This window comes from Okeania sp. SIO3I5 (genome assembly GCF_010672085.1).
Classification (GTDB): Bacteria; Cyanobacteriota; Cyanobacteriia; order Cyanobacteriales; family Microcoleaceae; genus Trichodesmium.
This window is the reverse complement of the sequence record NZ_JAAHHT010000182.1, coordinates 1-19438: the sequence shown is the minus strand read 5'-3', so window position 1 is coordinate 19438 and position 19438 is coordinate 1. Positions and strand designations below refer to the sequence as shown.

The following is a 19438-nucleotide window of genomic DNA, read 5'->3' as shown; positions in this document are numbered from 1 at the left end:
CCAAACCCCTACAATGAAATCTTGCGATCTATATAGGATTGCTGCTAATAGCTAAATGCTTACGAACAGTTTTTGCTACATACAACAAGGAGGAAAAACAACAATGAAAGTTGCATTTGCAACCACTGATTTAATTCATATAGATGGTCATTTTGGTTCTTCTAAACAAATGGCTTTATATGAAGTTGATGATAAAGGGTATGAAACTCTCGAACCCTTAACTTTTGGCGGTAATCTAGAGCAAGATGCTCCCAAACAAGATAAACTAGAAAAACTTCATGCCAAAGTAGCAGCTTTGCTCGACTGCACAATTGTTTATGTGCTAGAAATTGGAGGCCCCGCAGCAGGCCGTTTAATCAACAAAAAAGTTACTCCCATGAAGTCAACTTCAGCAGAACAAACTATTACTGAAGTTCTTGACAGATTGGTACAAACATTAAAAGGAAGTCCTCCCCCTTGGTTAAGGAAAGCTTTACAAAAAACTTCCGAATCTGACTTAGAAGCTGTACTTGAAGAGGTGTAAAAATATGACAGTTCAAACAGAAACAACAACAACAACAACAACAACTGACATTTATTCCGCTCCCTTTATTAAGGAATTAATTAGAGCAGTTCAAGCTCAAGACTCTTATGGAGTATATAAGTCTTGGTCTCCTGAATTAATTGTCAAACCTTACATTGTTAGTAAGCAAGAAAAGCGCCAAATTTCCACTGAAAATGAAGTCGATCCGATGACTTTAGCTCGGATTAAGTTATTCTACAATGCAATAGCAACTTGCATTGAATTAGAAACTAATCAAATTATGCAAGTAGTTATTAGTATCAACCATGAAGGATTTGGTTGGGCGCTAGTATTTTGCGGTCGTCTTTTAGTGGTTTCTAGAACTTTACGAGATGCTCAACGGTTTGGCTTTACTTCTCTGGAAAAATTAGAAGATGAAGGAGAAAAAATGGCTAAAGCTGGCATTGAGTTAGTGAACAAATATAAGGAAGTTTGTAAGCTCTAAGTTAATAGCACTTAGCTATCAGCTATCAGCTTTAAAATATGTATAATGGGAGATTAAAACTTCCATTAACACACACCTAAATCCCGCTGATAGCTGATAGCTATATAGCTAAATCTTACGCTAAATTTATTTAGGAAAAATCTTAAATAAAATTAAAATAGACCATAACTACATTGGATTTGCATCTATAATCAATAATAGAAATAGCTACTAACTCAAATTATAAGGGTTCATCAAATGAAAACATTAACAGATTTCCAAAAACTCGTAGATGCGGAAGATTTTCTCAACTTTTTTGAAATTCCCTTTGACCAAACAACTGTCAATGTAAACCGCCTCCATATATTAAAAATGTTTTCTGTAGCAATTGCAGAAGTTGACGAAAAAAAAGAACTAGCTGAAGCAGAAAAAATAACTGCATATAAAACAGCATTAGAATCAGCTTATCAAACTTTCTTGACATCTAATGCTCAAGAACAAAAAGTATTTCCAGTATTCCAACAAGAACATAACGATGTAGTTAAATTGACAGAAATTAGTGCTGAGTAAGGAGTAAAAAAATTGTGTCCGACCTCACACCAAAAGAATTAGAACGTTATAGTCGCCAAATGATGTTGCCTGGTTTTGGCGAGGAAGCACAACAGCAACTCAAGTCATCTACAGCACTGGTAACTGGTGTTGGAGGTTTAGGTGGTACAGTAGCACTATATTTAGCGGTAGCAGGTATTGGCAAACTGATTTTAGTCCGAGGTGGGGAACTGCGACTTGATGACATGAATCGTCAAATCTTGATGACAGATGATTGGGTGGGCAAAGTGCGAGTAGACAAAGCCAAGGAAACCCTATCTGGCATTAACCCAGACGTTGAAATCGAAACAGTACCCGAATATGTTACCGCTGAAAATATAGACGCGTTGGTACAGTCCGCTGATATTGCCCTTGACTGTGCCCACAACTTTGACGAACGGAATTTACTCAATGCTGCCTGTGTACGTTGGCGCAAACCAATGGTAGAAGCTGCCATGAATAGCATGGAAGCTTACCTAACTACCATAGTTCCTGGTATAACTCCTTGTTTGTCTTGTTTGTTCCCAGAAAAACCCAACTGGGACAGACGTGGGTTTGGAGTATTGGGGATAGTTTCTGGAACTCTAGCTTGTTTAGGAGCTTCAGAAGCTATCAAACAGATTACAGGATTTAGTAGGCCCCTGTGGTCAGAATTGCTGACAATGGACTTGGATGGGATGGAGTTTGCTAAACGTCGCCCTTACCACGATCCTAACTGTCAGGTTTGCGGTTCTCTGACTAGAGAATTAAAAGCTGCCTCCATGGGTATTATTAACAATTCAACCAAAGCGATCGCTGCTAACAGTTTGTAGTTAAATCTTTGGTTAAATTGATAAATATGGAATTGATAGAAGCACTAAGTTGAAGAACTGTTAAGATATGCGTTCGCAACAGCGATCGCAGAACGATCAGGCTAACACTAAAACTAGAACTTTCTAAATTCAGGGTGCATTTTTTCAGTTTTAGTGTTATTATCATGATGGCCTATTGCTTTTCAAATTACCATTTTTTACAACTAAACCAATAAACCAGACAACAGGCGGATGTCGCCTATCTGGGTAATTATTTCATCGGTAAGTCTAAATTATTTTCCCTCAAAAATTATGACTCTGAGTTTAACAGAAAACGCTGCCGAAAAACTTACCAACTTCGTGCAAGACTCAAATAAAGGCATCCGCATATCTGTTGTGGATGGCGGTTGCAGTGGTTATCAATATTCTGTAAATATTGCTAACGCCCCCAAAGCAGATGACTTGCTGCTGTCCAAGGATAACTTACAAATATTTATCGATCCTAAAAGTGCGCCTTTATTAGAAGGAGTTGTAGTTGACTACATTGAAGGTTTAACAGAAAGCGGTTTAAAGTTTGTTAACCCCAACGCCACAGAAACTTGTAGTTGTGGCAAGTCTTTTCAAGCAGGTGGCTGCACTCCAACAGGTGTACCTTGCAGTTAACCAAGTTTTTTCGAGATTAAGAACAACTAAAAAAAGGAGGATATAAGTAACCAATGGCTACTTACAATGTACAACTAATTAAAGGGAAAAAAAAGCCACCCTATGAAATTGATGTAACCATCGAAGTTGATGATGAGACATATATTCTTGATGCAGTAGAAGAAGCTCATCCAGATTTAGAATTCCCTTCTTCTTGTCGTGCAGGTTCTTGTTCTAGTTGTGCTGCAAGAATAACGTCAGGAGAAGTCGATCAAGAAGATCAAAATTTCTTAGACGATGAGCAGGTAGAAAAAGGGTGGATCTTGTTGTGTGTAGCTAAACCAAAGTCTGATTGTGTGATTAAAACTCACCAAGAAGCTTATTTAGTGTAATACCACTTGTAAATAATCACAGGACTTACGCAGAACCACTATATCTAGTAGGGGCGATTCGCGAATCGCCCCTACAGGTGGTGTATGAATTTATCTTTTGCGCAAGTCCTGTAATCATTATCGTAGGGACTAACCATGGTTAGTCCCTATTAAGTTTTTAGTAGATCGAATCTTTTTGATAATAGTCGCGATCGCCTCCTCTACAGTTGCATTTTCTGAGTAATGTTAATCAGTTGCCACTATAATATCAGATGCTTTAATTACTGCATAAGCTTCCTTACCTTCAGCTAATCCCAAGTTTTCTGCTGAAGTTTTAGTAATTACAGAAACTATCTCTACTCCAGGGGCAATTTCTAAGGTGACTTCAGTATCTACAGCTCCAGTTACTACCTTTTTCACAGTGCCTTTAAAAGTATTACGAGCGCTAATCTTCATTTTTAAGCTCCGAATATGAAATTGTTTACTCCTGTAATTTTAACGAAAAAAATATACAATATTAATAACTTTAAGAAAAATTAAACATTGGAGTAAGAGATATGAAAAAAAGCGCGATCGCAACTATAAAAATTATAGCCATACTCACTTGTTTATTAATAATTAGTTGTAGCAAAAATCCCAATAATTCATCTTCTCAGTCTACTGCTTCCAGAATAAATTTAACAATTTCTGCAGCAGCTAGTCTCAAAGATGTAATGACAGAAATTCAACCTATTTATGAACAACAAAAAACTAATGTTTCTTTAACATTAAACTTAGCTTCCTCTGGTTCTCTACGACAACAAATTGAACAAGGCGCCCCAGTAGATTTATTTATCTCTGCATCTCCTTCTCATATTAATATGTTGCAAAAAAAAGGTCTGATCATAGATGAAAGCCTTCGTGACTTACTGAAAAATCAAATGGTTTTAATAGTTCCTCAACAAAATACGGCTTCAGTTAACACTTTTCAAGATTTAACAAAAGACGCTATTAGTAAAATATCTATTGGCGAACCAAAAAGTGTTCCTGCCGGAAAATATGCTCAAGAAGTTTTAAGTTCTCTCGGTATTTATGAAGCAGTAAAACCCAAAATTGTTTTTGCTAAAAATGTGCGTCAAGTAGTAAATTATGTAGCAACAGGAAATGTTGATGGTGGCATTGTTTATCGAACAGATACTAACGTTTCAAATAAGGTAAAAATTGTTGCTAATGCACCGGAAAAATCTCATACACCAGTAGTTTATCCTATTGCAATAATTAAAGATAGTAAAAATATTGAAGCGGCTAAACAATTAGAGGAATTTATGTTTACGCCAGAGGCAAAAGCTGTATTTGAAAAATATGGTTTTATTACACTAAAAGAGGGAGTAGGGAGTAGGGAATAGGGAGTAGGGATTAGTAGGAAATAATTGATGATTTCTGTGGTATAATTGATTTGACTTTTTATTATTCGAGAGCTTTACTATGCAACCATTATTAATTGGGTTAAACAAGTAAGAAAACTTTTATTAAATCCGAACAATTATTTACCGTAATACAATCAGGACTTACCCAAACCAACTAAGAAACTGGGTTTATTTCCCTGATTATTAGACATCTCCAAAAATAAAAAGTAAAATCAATTATTATCCAGAAATTATCAATTATTCTTCCCTGTTCCCTCTTCCCTGTACCGTAACTGTAGCAATATTTTGTGAAATTGGTATAAGTTCCGTTAAAATTCATAAAACTACATATAAAATAGACAAAAATCGTGATAGGTTTAGAAATTGGATAGGTTTCAGGTATAAATTGTATTTTGTGATACAATTTTAAATGAATAAAAAAGGCTGAAACCCTTCATTTATTGTGTATAGTAAGTTTTACTTATGACTAAAAACCCAGGAGACCAAAATTAACTTTGTCCATGCTGCCTGTTTCCTTGTTTTTTGAAAGCTTCTCAAAGATGCGATCGCATTTCTCAATGACAGCTTGAACAATATCGTGAGGGCTAGTAACTGTTGCCCATAATCTGGTATTATCTATGATAATCTCTAATTATCTGTTTTATGCTACTAGGATTTAAGACTGAGTTGCATCCCACAAATTAGCAAAAAACATTACTGGCTAATGCAGCGTTAAATTTATCTATGGCGGGCAGAGATGCGGTCGGTTCGGTCGTGAATGCCTGTGGATCAGAAACCGCCGACGGCCTCAGTAGAAGCAGGTAGGGACGTTTCACTGCGTGACATGAAACGCATTTTTGTTATGCAACGTCCGTACACATCAAGTTGTTACGTTATGTGACGCTTTATATCAGTTTTATGGAGCAGAAGAATGACTGTTGTCACCCTACCAGAAATTATGAACCCGGCCTTTGAAAATAGGTACGGGGTTCCGGCATTTAATGCTTTTGATGATATTACGATGGATGGCTTGATTAAGGGGGCGGAGGAGTCTCGCTCTCCCCTAATTATTCAAATCTCAGTTAAAACGATTAAATTCTGGGGAGCCAAAGTCATCCAGGATATGTTTAGCAACATGGCCGAACGAGCCTCAGTCCCCGTAACCCTCCACTTGGATCATTGCCCCGACCCCGAAATCGTGAAAGAAACACTCCGTTTGGGTTGGAACTCGGTACTATTTGATGGATCGGGGTTCTCTTTTGAGGAAAACTTTCGGACTACTCAAGAAATCACCAAATATGCGGCTCAGTACGGGGCTCATGTAGAAGGGGAAGTAGTCGCCGTGGCTGGTGTTGAAGACGACATCGGTAGCGATACAGAAGGGCAAATTATATCGATTGAACAGGCGATCGCCTTTGTCAAGGAAACTGGGATTTACTGTTATGCACCTGCTATTGGCACCGCACACGGTTTTTACAAGGCGACCCCACAAATTCGCTACGGTAGAATGGAGCAGATAGTGGCAGCGACCAATACTCCAATGGTCTTGCATGGGGGCAGCGGTCTGAGTGATGATGTCTTTTTACGGCTGATTAGTCTTGGCACGGCTAAGGTGAATATCTCTACTGCACTCAAGCAAACTTATGCCGATCGCTTCCGGACCTACCTCGAAGAGCGACCAACCGAATACAACCCCTTGAAATTGATTGGGGCGGTACATAGTGAGGTGATGAAATTGACGCAGCACTATTGTAAGTTGTTTGGCAGTGAAGGAAAAGCATGAAAAAAGCACTAATCTTTGATTGCGATGGGGTGTTGGCTGACACCGAGCGAGATGGTCATTTAGTGGCCTTCAACCAAATGTGGAGCGAACAGGGCATCAATTGGCAGTGGAGCCTGGAACAATATGCTCAGAAAGTTAAAATTGGCGGTGGCAAAGAGCGAATGTTCAGCTTGGGAAAAGATGAAGATTTTCGGGCTGTGTACCCGGTTCCAGAGTCGGAGGAGGCATGGTGGAATATTGTCATGGATTGGCATAAGCGCAAAACGGAAATTTATAAGCAGGCGATCGCTTCCGGGGCAATTCCCGGTCGTCCCGGTGTTAAACGCCTAGCCCAGGCAGCTTTGGCAAATGGTTGGCTCCTCGCAGTTTGTTCGACTTCTGCGATCGCTTCCGTAGAGGCAGTGCTACGTCACGTCATGGGAGTCGAACTGGCCAGTCAATTCGCTGGAGTTTTTGCGGGCGATATGGTGAAAGCCAAAAAACCCGCCCCAGATGTGTATAATCTCGCTGTGGAAAAATTAAACTTAGACCCAGCTAACTGCGTAGTTGTAGAAGATACGCGCAATGGTTTGCTGGCTGCTACTGCTGCCCGGATGACCTGTATTGTCACATACAATGAGTTGACCAAAAATGAGGATTTTAGTGAAGCGGCATTAGTGTTGTCGGATTTCGGAGAACCTGGTAACAAGTCGATTGCAATCGGTCAAAATCGGACTCATGTTAAACCACAGGGATATTTTACCCTAGATGACCTGGAGCAGGTTTTGGCTGATTGCCAAGCATAACAAAATATTTTATCAAGGAGAGAAATATGGCGCGAAGTAGTTTGGAAAATATAGAACTTGTCGTGCGCACGATCGCCCAAACATCTATTGATAACGAAAAGTATTTTACCGAGTTGGATGGTGTGGTCGGTGATGGGGACTTCGGCACTTCCCTAGAAAGTGGCTTTGGTGCCATTTTGTCACAATGGGACAAAATAGACCGCAGTAGCGGTGAGAGTTTTTTGCTCGGATGTGCCAAAATTATCTCCAGAAATATTGGCGGTACTTCCGGTTCAATTTGGCGGGCTGCTTTTCGGAGTGCTGCCAAGAGCATTAGCGGTAAAGAAATGCTGACCGGCGAAGATGTCGTGACCATGTTTCGCGCTGCGGCAGATGGTATTATGGATCGCGGGGGGGCGAACTTAGGCGACAAAACCTTGTTGGATGCCTTAGTCCCAGGGGCAGATGCTTTTGAGCAAGCGATCGCCAATGGTGGTAATACTCAAGAAGCGATCGATGCAGCGGCCAAAGCGGCGCGAGAGCAGACAGAAATCACAAAAGCTTGGGTGGCCAAACGAGGTCGCGCATCTTACACGGGCGATCGGAGTAAAGATACTTATGATGCTGGGGCAGTAGCTGTGGCCATGATGTTTGAGAATATCGCCACTGCCTGGGCAAAATCTTAAGGATCTTGAAGCAGCAGTCAGCAGTCAGCAATCAGCTTTTCACGGTGTATAATGGGGGATTCAAACCCCCAAAAAAGCGCACCACTAATTTTTTGACATACTCCCGACGTTGCCCTTACGGGAAAAATAGGGATTCTTCAGTCTGGGAAACCCTGACCGCTGTTTAGACAGAGGTGATGTCCTCCCCCTGTGTTGACATTGATAATAACAAAATGCTCCTAGCTTGTGTCTTGGGCATATGAACGTTTAGCTTATGAAGGTACCCGAATCCTGGCCCTGGCTTTCATCCCGACGCTCCCCTCCCCCCTTTCCAAGGGGGGTTAGGGGGGATGGAGAGCGCGGGACTTCCCGCCAGGAAAGTTAAAAATATAGTTATAACTGATTATCCTAACATGATATTATTTTTGTAACGGGTATTTGAGCTTCGCTCCAAAAATATTTCGCCTTAAAAGGCGGGGTCGTAAGTAGTAATCGATCAGAGGAAAAAAATCAATGAAGAAGTTTGTTAATAATCCCAAACAATTTGTTCCCGAAGTACTCAAGGGAATTGAGCTTGCTAATCCGGGTAAGGTCAAATACGTCCCCGACTACAACCTGATTATGCGAGCCGATGCTCCCAATGACAATAAAGTCTCGATCCTTCAGGGCTCCGGCTCCGGCCACGAACCAGCCCATGCAATGATTGTCGGCAAAGGGATGCTTGACGGGGCCTGTCAGGGGGATGTCTTTTCGGCTCCGCCAATTGATTATATCGTCGAGTCTTCTAAACTAATCAACTCAGCCAAAGGGGTGTTGCATATTGTCAACAACTATACGGGCGATCGAGCAGCTTTCCGCGATGCCGCTGAAGAATTGGAAGATGAAGGGATTACGGTAAAAACTATTTTTGTCGATGATGATGTCGCGGTTAAAGACAGCCTCTACACTGTAGGTCGCCGTGGCGTGGCTGGCAACTTTTTTGTCATCAAAGCGGTTGGCGCTGCGGCAGAAAAAGGCGCTTCCCTAGATGAATTGGTGGCTATCGGTAATCGGGTCAATGATGTTATCCGTTCTATGGGAATGGCTTTGACTGGCTGCACTCCCCCTGCCAAAGGCGAACCCATTTTCACCCTGGCAGAAGATGAAGTTGAGATGGGTGTCGGCATTCATGGGGAACCGGGTCGGGCGCGGGAAAAACTAACCAGCGCCAATGAAATAGTCGATCAAATGCTGGAAGCTATTCTCACTGATTCCAAGCCAATCTCAGAAACCGAAACCGTTGCCCCCATCTTTAATAGTGGCGATGAAGTGGCGCTGATGATTAATGGTTTAGGGGGTACGCCAATTTCCGAACTTTATCTGCTGTATGGCTATGCTCACGAACAGTTGGAAGCCAAAGGTATCAAGGTGTGGCGCAGCTATGTGGGCGAATATTGCACCTCATTGGAAATGGCCGGGATGTCAATTACCTTATGTAAGGTGGATGATGAGTTGAAAGACTTGTTGTTGGCACCGGCCGAGATTCCCATTCGGGTATTTTAGAAATATCAAATCAAGAAATCGGGTTTCTATGACAATTTTGGCGTTGCTGAATTAAGGGATGAATATTGAGTGGGACAGGCAGGATGCCTGTCCGAAAATATCAAGAACGGGCAAGATACCCATTCCACAAAACTATTAAAATCATCCCGCATTTATGCAACGCCACAATTTTTGCAATAGAAGATTTTTCAAAGGAACCCAGTTTCTGTTCAACCGGACATGATATAACTTATGAGAACGACCAAATCTTTACCTTTGAGTTGGGAAGAACTACAACAACTCGCCACATTTGAGCGAGATACGGTGAACGGAACAACCAATTCCCAAGCGAGACTGCGACTGTTTGGACAGGCCGAATCAGATGTGCGAGTTACTCTTTATCGCGATCATCATGCTTGGTGTCCTTATTGCCAAAAAGTGTGGCTGTGGTTAGAGGAAAAGCAGATTCCGTACCGTATCGAGAAAGTCACTATGTTCTGTTATGGAACGAAAGAAAAGTGGTATAAGCAAAAGGTTCCATCGGGAATGCTTCCGGCGCTAGAACTTGACGGTAAGTTAATTACAGAAAGTGATGATATCTTATTAGCATTAGAAAAGGCATTTGGCCCGTTAAATCAAGTAGGAATGGGCGATCGCCAAGCGCTGCCTCTGCGCCAGCTAGAACGCCTACTCTTTCGTGCTTGGTGTACTTGGTTGTGCTACCCCACGCGGTCTCAAAGGGATGATCAACGCAGTCGAGAGCAATTTACCACCATCGTGGCTCAAGTTGAAGCGGCTCTTGCCAATACTCCAGGACCTTATTTTCTGGAAGAATTTGGTATAGTTGATGTGGTTTTTACTCCCTATGTCGAGCGGATGAATGCCAGTCTTTACTATTACAAAGGCTATTCATTGCGGGAAGAAAATCCAAAGTTCTCTGATTGGTTTGATGCTATGGAAACCCGATCTACCTATCGAGGCACACAAAGCGATTTTCATACCCATGCCCACGATTTACCACCGCAAATGGGCGGATGTTATCCTAACCAAGAATCTCAAACTGAGATTAATCAAAAACGAATCGATTGCGGTCCTTGGTTCGGATTACCAGATGTGATGTATCCAGAACCCGAAACGTCTCGAACAGAAGCTCTGCATAGGGTTATCAAGCATCGTCATAATATCATTCGCGTTAATCCAGCGGACGATCGCCTTTTTGATGAAGCCTTGCGTTGCGCTCTGACTTACATGATAACAGGAGAAGTCTGTCCGCCACCGTCTGGTTCCGATCCAGCCCTGCGCTACCTGCGCGATCGTATTAGTGTACCGAGAGATATGTCAATCTATGCCGCCAAACGACTGAGAGAAGCATTAGAAACCACGGCAGCTCTATCTGGCGATCGCCAAGGAAGACCCATTCCGGTGCGTGATCGGCGCGATCAAAATCCCGCTGATTTCGCCCAAGTTTAACATTGGACAGGACTTACGCAAATTGACTTTTAAAACACCATCTGTAGGGGCGAATGGCATTCGCCCTCCCTATATGTAGAGTCTCTGCGTAAGTCCTGATTGGAGTGAGAATTTCCCTCTTCAAATCTTTGATTGCAGAGGGGCTATCCAGTTATCAGTTATCAGTTATCAGTTATTGGCGAACCCAGAAACCCGGTTTCTCGTAGATGTTTATTGTCAAAAACAATGATTTACTGTAGAAACCGGGTTTCTTTGCGTAAGTGCTATTGACATACTCCCGACGTTGCCCTTACGGGACCCATAGGGATTCTTCAGTCTGGGAAACCCTGACCGCTGTTTATACAGAGGTGATGTCCTCCCCCTGTGTTGACATTAATAATAACAAAATGCTCCTAGCTTGTCAAGGGCATATAAACGTTTAGCTTATGAAGGTATCCGAATCCTGGCCCTGGCTTTCCCATCCCTCTGCTCCCCTGCGGGAGAGCGCGGGACTTCCCGCCAGGCAAGTTAAACTTTGCTGTTGAAGGCAAGAAAAAACCGAATTTACAGCAATGCATGAGGATGGTGAGGTACAGGTATTTGTAACACAAGCATCCTGCTTGTTACAGCCTTGAAGGCTGTGTTACCAAAATTACTAACAGACTTCTAGTCTTTATTTTGTACCTCACTAACTCCGAAATTGCTGTAATTTCAATCTGCTTCTCTTTTGCTTGACAACAAAAAACTTATCGTTCCGAAAATTTTATCTAAATCGCTAATAGTAATTCTCAACTTGCTTTTTGTGAATTCATCGGATACTAATTTTCCAAATTGCCATAATTCTCCATCCGTTACTATCCCATACACAGGAAGTTCCTCGGCTTTATTTAATTTTTGCACGGCAATCAATTCAGCTAGACATTGCCCCCATCCCTCGCTAAAATCATTCTTTTTTGCTTCAACAACAACGAGGATTGGAAAACCCAAAACAGTTTTACCTAATTCTGATTTTGTTGAGAACAAGTAATCAGGCGCTCCATTTAGTTTAGCATCATAAGTTATGGACTTGTGGCTCCAAAGAGCATATTTATCAACAAAGCTTTTATAAATTTCTCTTAAAATTGGATAAATAATATTTTCGCATCTTGAGTATTCAGATGTGTATATATCCATGTTTTGTTCGCTGAATTTCAATTCCTTGACAAACAGATCGGAAGGTTTTAAATCGGTAATTTCAATAAAGTCTGCTTCCAAATACTTGATATTATACTCTTCTTGAACTTGAGCAATAGTTTTATAATCACTAAAAGCCATAAATAACTCCTATTAGACATCTCCAATAATAAAAAATGGCGTTGCTGATTATGGGTATGATTTTGCCCCCCTAGCCCCCCAAAATTGGGGGGAATAAAACTCTAAAAGTCCCCCTTAATCCCCCTCCCGTCCCCCTTGGAAAGGGGGAAGCCAGAGGATGCTGCGCTTTTTGTTGAATGGGGGATGCGCGGGGGCTTGACCAGAACCAAACAATCGCGCATTCATACTTCAATTCAGCAACGCCTAAAAAATAAAATCAATTATAGGATAGAAATCATCAATTATTTCCCTCTACTCCCTACTCCCTACTCCCTCTTTATGAGTTCCTGAAAAGGAGTTGCTAAGATCCCAAGGATTTGGGCAACCTCCTTGATGTAATACTCATCCAGATCGATAGCAACGACTTGGCCATTTAAGGTCAAAAACTTCCACAGGGTTCCGGTGGTGACTGCACCAAGAATTAGACCAATATTATTGGTTGCTGCATTGAATTTCTGAGCTGCCACCATCTCGGCAATACATTGGGCTAGTCCACCTTTGATATTTTCATTTTTGGCTTCCACTATAGTGATTATGGGCGCTTTTATTTCGTAAATCTCCGGTGAAGCAGTCAAAATATAATCGCAATAGCCGTGCAATCCCTTTTCTGGTTCAACACTAAATTCAGTTCCTGAAAAGAAGCCCACTTGCCCCTGAAAACTGCGACGAATTTCGAGGAGAACGGGGGCGATAATCAGCTCAGACCGAGCTTTTTCAGTGTTCACTGCATTAGCGAGGGGCACATTTTCTGCTAGGGCGATCGCTAGGTAGTCACTGGGTTGACGTGGTTTTATTTGGGAAAAAAGATTTTGACTTTCGTCAAGTTCGAGTCCAAAGGTACTTTGGATGGTGGTAAGGGTTTTAAAGCTGCTGTAGGACATGGAATGCTATTGAACTTTGGCGTTGAATCTAGGCGTTCGGGACACAATTAACTATGTGTCTTGAACAACTTAATTCTACCACTTCGAAGATTTTTCTACCATCTTGGGACAGTCATAAACCGACGCCCATGATCGGCAGCATAAGCAATGCAGGCTTTTAAATCTTCTCGCGTCAGATCGGGAAAATCGCCCTTGAATTTCTGCTTCTGTCATCTCGGAAGCTAGGTACTCAAGGACTTCATAGACTGTAATACGCAAGCCACGGACGCAAGGCTTACCACCACGTTTTTCAGGCTCAATTGTAATGATGTTTCGATAGTTCATAAACTGGATCGTTGCGCAGGTCACAAACCACGGCGAAATAAGTATTTTAGCCGTTTTGTCAGTAGTTTAGGCATACGACATAAAGATTCAAATCTTACAGCGCTTTTCAGATTGATGAACCACATCGCCACAACCAAAACCTTGTAGGGACGTTCCATGGAACGTCCCTACTGTGGTCTACTGAAATGAAAACCGCTGTAAGTGACCTAAGGTTGCCCCTCACCCGACGCAAATAACCTCGAACGAGAGCAACCAATCGCCTCTCGGCAGTCAATCTGTATGGGCGTTGTTAGGTTATCTCATCTAGAACTGCAATGTAGTTAGTGACACTTAAGAAGTACTCACAATCTTCATAATAGCTTTCGATAGGCATAAGGCGTGACGAAGGTAATATCCGGTATATCCGATAGTTCATAGGGAATAGAAAATTCCAGAAGTCACGAAAGAATGTTCTAGAATTGATATTTCCACAACCAAACTCAAATGAAAGAGCTTTAATTATTCCCTTTTCCAGACTTTTTGTTACACCCTTAAGGGCATCTAGTTCATGCCCTTCAATATCCATTTTTATAAAGTCAACACATGAGAGACCATTATCTTCAATAACGCTGTCCAAAGTAATTGTTTCTACATCGATTGAATAAAAAGTTCTACTCTGCAAATAACTCTCATACCTCTGGTGCAATGAGGCTATTACAGAAGTTTCGTCTGTTGTGTAAAGTTGAACAGTACCTCTTTTAGAACTTACTGCATTTGGAATGAGCTTTGAGTTTGGTATTTGCTTCTCCATAATTATTTTTTGACAAGCTGGTTGAGGCTCAAATAGGAAAATCCTTGATTCAGGAAACATCTTGTGGAGAAGAAGTGACCATTCACCATTATTTGCACCTACATCAAATATGACAGGATGGGATGTGTGGATTACAGATTTAGCTGCATTTATCTCAGTATTGAGTGCCCATCCCGCGCCCGCTCCTTTACCGAGAAGACAGCACCAATAGGCTTCAAATAGTTTTGCTAAATCTTCAGTTGCCGCATTCGCAACTAGCTGACTTAATGGACTAGCTAACATTTTGCCTATCTCCTTAAGAATACCTTTCTCATGTGGCTTCATATTGAGAATCTCCTTAACTACACCTCGTTGACTAATAAAATCTCCAGTAAGCTTTACCTTAGTCTAAGCCTAACTATAGATTAGACGGATTTTTTCCATCTAATCACCCCCATATGGATTTTATTAAAATTTCATCCATAATAACACACCCTCTCATTGTACGGCATTGGCTTTGAGATAAGCCCCTTGCCCCAGATGCTGTAGCTTGGGATAACAACTCCGGTAATTCCCCTCGCTCACAAACAACCACATAATACGAGTCCGTCGATTCTGGGGCAGTACGGGGCAGGAAACATAACCATTAGTGTAAACTATCATACCATCATAATCCCGATTTTCCTCCAGATAGGCTAAAACAGGGCTAAAATTCGTTCTGCCTCGTCCCGTTAACTGGACTTCCCGTTGGGCCTGACGGAAAGTCATCGCGTCGGTTGTAATTTCAGCATCAATTAGGATACATTTATGATAAAGAAGGAAATTAGGGTTTGCGATCTGGAAATACCAATGCAAGAAAAATTAGGGAGCTAAAAGCACAAATTGCTCGTGAAGGCTTTGTCTATTTGCCCAAACGCGGTAAAGGGAGTCACGAACGATGGAAACATCCTTTACTTAAAAAAACTTTAACAATTCCTGGGAAAGATGGTGGAGATGTTCCCCCTTATTTAGAGAAACAAGTAACACAGTTATTAGCTGAATTAGCTGAAATCGAAACACAACAGGAGGACAAACAAGATGGTTCAATATAGTATGCTCGTTCAATGGTCTGAGGAGGATCAGCTTTTTTTAGTGACGATTCCAGAATTTAGCGATCGCGTTGTTATGCCTTGCGCTCATGGGAAAACTCGTGGGGAAGCGATTCAGAATGGGGAAGAAGTTATTGATATGTATTTGGAAGCGTGGGAGGTTGAAGGAGAATCGATTCCTCAACCCAGTACGCTGAAAAGTGTTGTCAAACACTTGCAGGCTCTCATTGTGTAGCATTAGCTTTCAGATAAGCCCCTTGCCCCAGATGCTGTAGCTTGGGATAACAACTCCGGTAATTCCCCTCGCTCACAAACAACCACATAATACGAGTACGCCGATTCTGGGGCGGTGCCGGGCAAGGAGCATAACCATCGGTGTAAATAATCAGGCCATCATAATCCCGATGTTCCTCCAGATACGCTAAAATCGGATCAAAATTCGTCCCGCCTCGTCCTGTTAACTGTACTTCCCGCTGGGCGCGACGGAACGTCATCACATCGGTTGTAATCTCAGCATCAAATTGAATCACATCGATCGCCTGCACGCCATAATTAAAAAAGCGATTTACCACCGAAAACCCCTGCTGTAGCTCCTCCGTTCCCATGGAGCCACTCACATCAATGGCAAACAGCAATCGGGTAGTAAAATCACGACGACTACCCATATAAGCAAACCCATAACGGCGATTCGGTTTCATCCGGGTTAGCCGTCGCTGTTGGCTGAGGATAGACGTGCGAAACTTGCGCAAAACCGCCCGATAGTCGAGCTTGGGGTGCAGATTCGCCAAAATCTGTTCCCGCAACTTGCCCCCAATGCTGCCCCAACTGTCATTTGCCAACGCCATTTTCACCAGATCATCCAGGCGATCGCTCAACAATTCATCTCGATCCCACTGGTTAGTATTTTCTACACCGCTAAGGGTTGGATCGGTATAAACCGAAAGGAGATCCGAGGGGGAATCGCCCCCTGATTCTGAAGTCGGCTCAGATTCCTCTGCCAATTCGGGTTCAAATGATTCAGATTCAGCAGAACCAGACGCTCCGGACGCAGATGTGGCATCACCTTCCCCTGATCCTGCTCCTGGCGATCCAGAGACTGCTTCCTGCGGACTGGAGGATTCTTGATCGAGCAATTTGTGGTAGTAAAACTCGAAAAATTGTTTGTCATAGCTGTTATCGCCAAAGACATCCCGCGCCCGAGGAAACGGCAGCTCGGTTTGCAAATATTCCTGGAGCGTTAAATTGCTAGCAGCATAGCTAATCTTCGAGTGAGCTTGACGGCGACTATAGGGGTGTTTCAGAAGAATCCGTAGAGCTTCAAAACGTAGGGTGGCTTCCAGGTGGCGATCGCTCAACTCATCAATAAAATCCGGATTGTACTCAATGCGTCCCCGTTGAACGCGAATAGTTTTAATGCGTGGCTCAGAGATTAAGGCGTGGCTAGTCCAGGTAGCCAGTAACAGTGGCTCAACGAGCAGCCACTTTTCCACAATCCGAGCAATGCGGTGACGGGCGATTGGTTTCGTTCTCATATCACATTTAATATAGCAATTATTGAATCGGCGAGGTAGAGTTTTTTTATCCCCCCCAGCCCCCCTTTGAAAGGGGGGGTAAACTCAAAGTCCCCCCTTCCGAAGGGGGGATTTAGGGGGGATAAATATGCGTAGCTCATAGTTTTGAAAAAGGCTATAAATAGTTATCAAATAGTTTTGGCAGTAAAAATCTCTGTGGCGCTCAGTTGCAATTCTGGGAAAGCCAAAGACTCAATCCTCTCGTTTCCCGTAAACAGCGTTACCTCATACTCCCCATCCACCAGTTGGTAAACAGAGAGAGTCGGCTTTTTGGGATTGCCGATAAACCGCCGGCCCCCTAAACCCAGGTAATCGACAATCCAGTATTCGGGTATCCCCATCAGTTCGTATTCTCCGACCTTCCTCAGATAATCATCTTGCCAGTTTGTACTGACAACCTCTATCGCCAGTCCCACGGAATTTCCCTTGGTAATAATTGATTCTTTTTGCCAACGGGGTTCCTCAGATAGTTGCGCTTTATTGAGAACAATAATATCAGGTTGGTAGCCAGATTCGTCATGGATAGGTTTCAGCAAACAATCGCCGGGAATGGCCAAAGGTAATTGCGAACGCCGAATTTCAAAATGGAGTTCACCAGCAATAAAACCGATAACACTGGAATGTTCTCCTGTTCCTAAAGGCATTTTTACTATTCTTCCATTGTGTAGTTCGTATTTATCGGTCGCGTTTTCCGGATACCAGTCAACAAATTCATCGAATGATAGGGGTTTGCTTATAGTCGCAATCATAGTTATTTAGGACGATTAATATAGTTATCAAATAGTTTTAGCGGCAAAAATCTCGGCAGCGCTCAGTTGCAATTCCGGGAAAGCCGAAGACTCAATCCTCTCGTTTCCGGTCAACAGCGTTACCTGATACTCCCCATCCACCAGTTGGTAAACAGAGAGAGTCGGTTGTTTGGGATTACCGATCAACCGCCGGCCGCCTAAACCCAGATAATCCACAATCCAGTATTCGGGTATCCCCATCAGTTCGTATTCCCCGACTTTCATCAGATAATCATCTTGCCAGTTTGTACTGACAACCTCTATAGCCAGTTTCACGGAATCTCCCTTGGTAATAATTGACTCTTTCTGCCAAAGGGGTTCCTCAGCTAGTTGCGCTTTATTGAGAACAATAAGATCGGGTTGGTAGCCGGATTCGTCATGGACCAGTCAGACTACATTGATGAAAGAAGTTTCAAGTCGATAGACCAAGATTGCATCGAACTCCTAAAACTCCTAACCTCAATCCTAAAATCCACTAAGAAAATTGACAATTGACAATTATCAATTATCAATATCCTTTGTTTGTGTTCCCTTGTCTTCACCTGCTAATCAAACAATTATCTTTTGACCTTCTAATTTTGGAGATGACATTTAGATCGGCAAAATTGTATTGAGAAAAGTAGTGTAAAAGGCATCCGGTGAGTTCACTAGTCCATAACACGACAATGATGATGGGTTAGCCTTGAAAGTCAACTGTCCAAGACTACTACTTTCTTCGTTGTCAAAATCAGTATTAACAGAAAAATCACCATTTATATATGTAACATTCACTCCTGCATCAATAATTGTCCAAGCTGCAAGAGGATCGTAAAAGTACTCTGGATAACCTTCTGACTGAGACTGATTAAATCGAGTAGAAAGAACATATCCGAGAAATAATGTTAGAGGATCTTGATTTCGATGTGTTACTAATGGATGGACAACATTCGGCCCTAAAGGTACTTGATAAGAAGCATCAAGCGGTGAGATACGTAAACTCAAATTATTATCTTGATAGTACTGAATTACATACTGTGCGGCAACTGGATCTATGAAGATATTCCACTCTGCTACCTTGTTGGTAGGATAGGCTGCTGAAAATAAAGAGTTAATATTACCTGGAACGTTTACTGCACCACACATAGCAACTATGGATTTAGGGATCAGATTATTGTATTTATCATTCATTAAATAATTATATAAGTTAGTGAATCCACCTATTGACAGATAGATAAGATCTGGGAAAGCTGTTAAAGCATTGCTTAAAACAACCTCTGCACTCTGAAGTTGCAAAGGGTCCACGCTTGACCTTTGAAGGGTATAACCAAATAGTGAACTCACATTTTTGCGGAAATCTGACGGAAAAACATTTGAGTATGCAGTGGGGGCTGTCGCTCCTTTTCCAACAGTAGCATTACATTCTAGAAGATTCAGTATATCTAATGCATTTTGCAAGGCGGGAGAGAAATATGCTTCTCCGCATCCTGTAACAGATAACCCAACGATGTTAGTGGCTGAGGATTGGGCAAGTAATGAAATTGCACACCAATCATCCCACCCCAAATCACTATCTATAAAAACATTTACAGGCGATTTTTTTGTCTGCATTACCTTTATCCTTATCGTACTTGTCAATCAACAATTATAGCATGTACCGGAGCGGGTCGTCAACATCAACGCGAGCAATGCGCTGACGAGTGGAGATTATCATACATCGATCGCCTCCAAATACTCCGATAA

General features: G+C 42.1%; 22 protein-coding genes and 2 pseudogenes. 14 read left to right on the top strand and 10 right to left on the bottom strand.

Going from position 1 to position 19438, the window contains the following annotated elements:
* Positions 1–103 precede the first annotated feature (103 nt).
* From nifX to F6K40_RS29215, 6 genes are all read left to right on the top strand, one after another.
* The gene (gene nifX, locus F6K40_RS29240) at positions 104–523 is read left to right on the top strand and encodes a nitrogen fixation protein NifX (RefSeq protein ID WP_293140900.1); all 420 of its coding nucleotides are present in this window, start codon (positions 104–106) and stop codon (positions 521–523) included.
* 4 nt (positions 524–527) lie between these two features.
* Positions 528–1007 (top strand): NifX-associated nitrogen fixation protein, encoded by a 480-nt coding sequence (locus F6K40_RS29235; RefSeq protein ID WP_293140898.1) that lies wholly within the window; start codon positions 528–530, stop codon positions 1005–1007.
* A gap of 237 nt (positions 1008–1244) precedes the next feature.
* A complete protein-coding gene (gene nifW, locus F6K40_RS29230) occupies positions 1245–1556 on the top strand; it encodes a nitrogenase-stabilizing/protective protein NifW (protein WP_293140896.1) in 312 nt (103 codons plus the stop codon).
* Positions 1557–1570: 14 nt separating this feature from the next.
* A complete protein-coding gene (locus F6K40_RS29225; protein ID WP_293140894.1) occupies positions 1571–2386 on the top strand; it encodes a HesA/MoeB/ThiF family protein in 816 nt (271 codons plus the stop codon).
* Between the two features lie 291 nt (positions 2387–2677).
* Positions 2678–3028 (top strand): HesB/IscA family protein, encoded by a 351-nt coding sequence (locus F6K40_RS29220; RefSeq protein ID WP_293140892.1) that lies wholly within the window; start codon positions 2678–2680, stop codon positions 3026–3028.
* Between the two features lie 53 nt (positions 3029–3081).
* Positions 3082–3399 carry a 2Fe-2S iron-sulfur cluster-binding protein gene (locus F6K40_RS29215; RefSeq protein WP_293140890.1) on the top strand — a complete coding sequence of 106 codons (318 nt, stop codon included), beginning with the start codon at positions 3082–3084 and terminating at the stop codon, positions 3397–3399.
* Between the two features lie 225 nt (positions 3400–3624).
* Here F6K40_RS29215 and F6K40_RS29210 read toward each other — a convergent pair whose 3' ends face one another.
* Entirely contained in the window at positions 3625–3834 is a 210-nt protein-coding gene (locus F6K40_RS29210; RefSeq protein ID WP_293140888.1) for a TOBE domain-containing protein, read from the bottom strand.
* A 101-nt stretch (positions 3835–3935) separates the two neighbouring features.
* On the opposite strand from F6K40_RS29210, the gene modA reads away from it, so the two are divergent.
* The 6 genes from modA (at position 3936) to F6K40_RS29180 (ending at position 10966) form a co-directional block, all read left to right on the top strand.
* A complete protein-coding gene (gene modA, locus F6K40_RS29205) occupies positions 3936–4763 on the top strand; it encodes a molybdate ABC transporter substrate-binding protein (RefSeq protein WP_293140886.1) in 828 nt (275 codons plus the stop codon).
* 931 nt (positions 4764–5694) lie between these two features.
* Positions 5695–6546 (top strand): class II fructose-bisphosphate aldolase, encoded by an 852-nt coding sequence (locus tag F6K40_RS29200; RefSeq protein WP_293140884.1) that lies wholly within the window; start codon positions 5695–5697, stop codon positions 6544–6546.
* Positions 6543–7331: an HAD-IA family hydrolase gene (locus F6K40_RS29195; RefSeq protein ID WP_293140882.1), complete on the top strand. Its 789-nt coding sequence runs from the start codon at positions 6543–6545 to the stop codon at positions 7329–7331. The genes F6K40_RS29200 and F6K40_RS29195 overlap by 4 nt, the downstream gene beginning before the upstream one ends.
* A gap of 26 nt (positions 7332–7357) precedes the next feature.
* Positions 7358–7996, top strand: coding sequence for a dihydroxyacetone kinase subunit DhaL (dhaL, locus tag F6K40_RS29190; protein WP_293140880.1), 639 nt, complete (start codon positions 7358–7360; stop codon positions 7994–7996).
* A gap of 492 nt (positions 7997–8488) precedes the next feature.
* A complete protein-coding gene (gene dhaK / locus F6K40_RS29185; protein WP_293140878.1) occupies positions 8489–9517 on the top strand; it encodes a dihydroxyacetone kinase subunit DhaK in 1029 nt (342 codons plus the stop codon).
* A gap of 231 nt (positions 9518–9748) precedes the next feature.
* Positions 9749–10966, top strand: coding sequence for a glutathione S-transferase family protein (locus tag F6K40_RS29180; RefSeq protein ID WP_293140876.1), 1218 nt, complete (start codon positions 9749–9751; stop codon positions 10964–10966).
* Positions 10967–11656: 690 nt separating this feature from the next.
* On the opposite strand, the gene F6K40_RS29175 is transcribed toward F6K40_RS29180, so the two are convergent.
* The 5 genes and pseudogenes from F6K40_RS29175 to F6K40_RS29155 form a co-directional block, all read right to left on the bottom strand.
* Entirely contained in the window at positions 11657–12259 is a 603-nt protein-coding gene (locus F6K40_RS29175; protein ID WP_293140874.1) for a hypothetical protein, read from the bottom strand.
* Positions 12260–12564: 305 nt separating this feature from the next.
* The gene (locus F6K40_RS29170; protein ID WP_293140872.1) at positions 12565–13179 is read right to left on the bottom strand and encodes a hypothetical protein; all 615 of its coding nucleotides are present in this window, start codon (positions 13177–13179) and stop codon (positions 12565–12567) included.
* Positions 13180–13274: 95 nt separating this feature from the next.
* A pseudogene (locus tag F6K40_RS29165) lies at positions 13275–13503 on the bottom strand (DUF433 domain-containing protein).
* 289 nt (positions 13504–13792) lie between these two features.
* Complete coding sequence (locus F6K40_RS29160) at positions 13793–14617, bottom strand: FkbM family methyltransferase (RefSeq protein WP_293140870.1); 825 nt, start codon at positions 14615–14617, stop codon at positions 13793–13795.
* Positions 14618–14770: 153 nt separating this feature from the next.
* Positions 14771–15040 (bottom strand): hypothetical protein, encoded by a 270-nt coding sequence (locus tag F6K40_RS29155; protein ID WP_293140868.1) that lies wholly within the window; start codon positions 15038–15040, stop codon positions 14771–14773.
* Positions 15041–15102: 62 nt separating this feature from the next.
* On the opposite strand from F6K40_RS29155, the gene F6K40_RS29150 reads away from it, so the two are divergent.
* On the top strand, positions 15103–15363 hold the full coding sequence (locus tag F6K40_RS29150; protein WP_293140866.1) for a type II toxin-antitoxin system HicA family toxin: 261 nt from the start codon (positions 15103–15105) through the stop codon (positions 15361–15363).
* Positions 15350–15595, top strand: coding sequence for a type II toxin-antitoxin system HicB family antitoxin (locus tag F6K40_RS29145; RefSeq protein ID WP_293140864.1), 246 nt, complete (start codon positions 15350–15352; stop codon positions 15593–15595). Before F6K40_RS29150 ends, F6K40_RS29145 begins: the two co-directional genes overlap by 14 nt.
* Here F6K40_RS29145 and F6K40_RS29140 read toward each other — a convergent pair.
* The 4 genes and pseudogenes from F6K40_RS29140 to F6K40_RS29125 all read right to left on the bottom strand — a co-directional run bounded on the left by F6K40_RS29140 (position 15585) and on the right by F6K40_RS29125 (position 19306).
* A complete protein-coding gene (locus tag F6K40_RS29140; protein ID WP_293140862.1) occupies positions 15585–16892 on the bottom strand; it encodes a DUF2201 family putative metallopeptidase in 1308 nt (435 codons plus the stop codon). The genes F6K40_RS29145 and F6K40_RS29140 overlap by 11 nt on opposite strands.
* A gap of 167 nt (positions 16893–17059) precedes the next feature.
* Positions 17060–17680 carry a Uma2 family endonuclease gene (locus F6K40_RS29135; protein WP_293140860.1) on the bottom strand — a complete coding sequence of 207 codons (621 nt, stop codon included), beginning with the start codon at positions 17678–17680 and terminating at the stop codon, positions 17060–17062.
* A 27-nt stretch (positions 17681–17707) separates the two neighbouring features.
* Positions 17708–18097, bottom strand: a pseudogene (locus tag F6K40_RS29130) (Uma2 family endonuclease); the annotation flags it as partial.
* A gap of 213 nt (positions 18098–18310) precedes the next feature.
* A complete protein-coding gene (locus F6K40_RS29125) occupies positions 18311–19306 on the bottom strand; it encodes a nucleoside hydrolase (protein WP_293140858.1) in 996 nt (331 codons plus the stop codon).
* Positions 19307–19438: the final 132 nt, after the last annotated feature.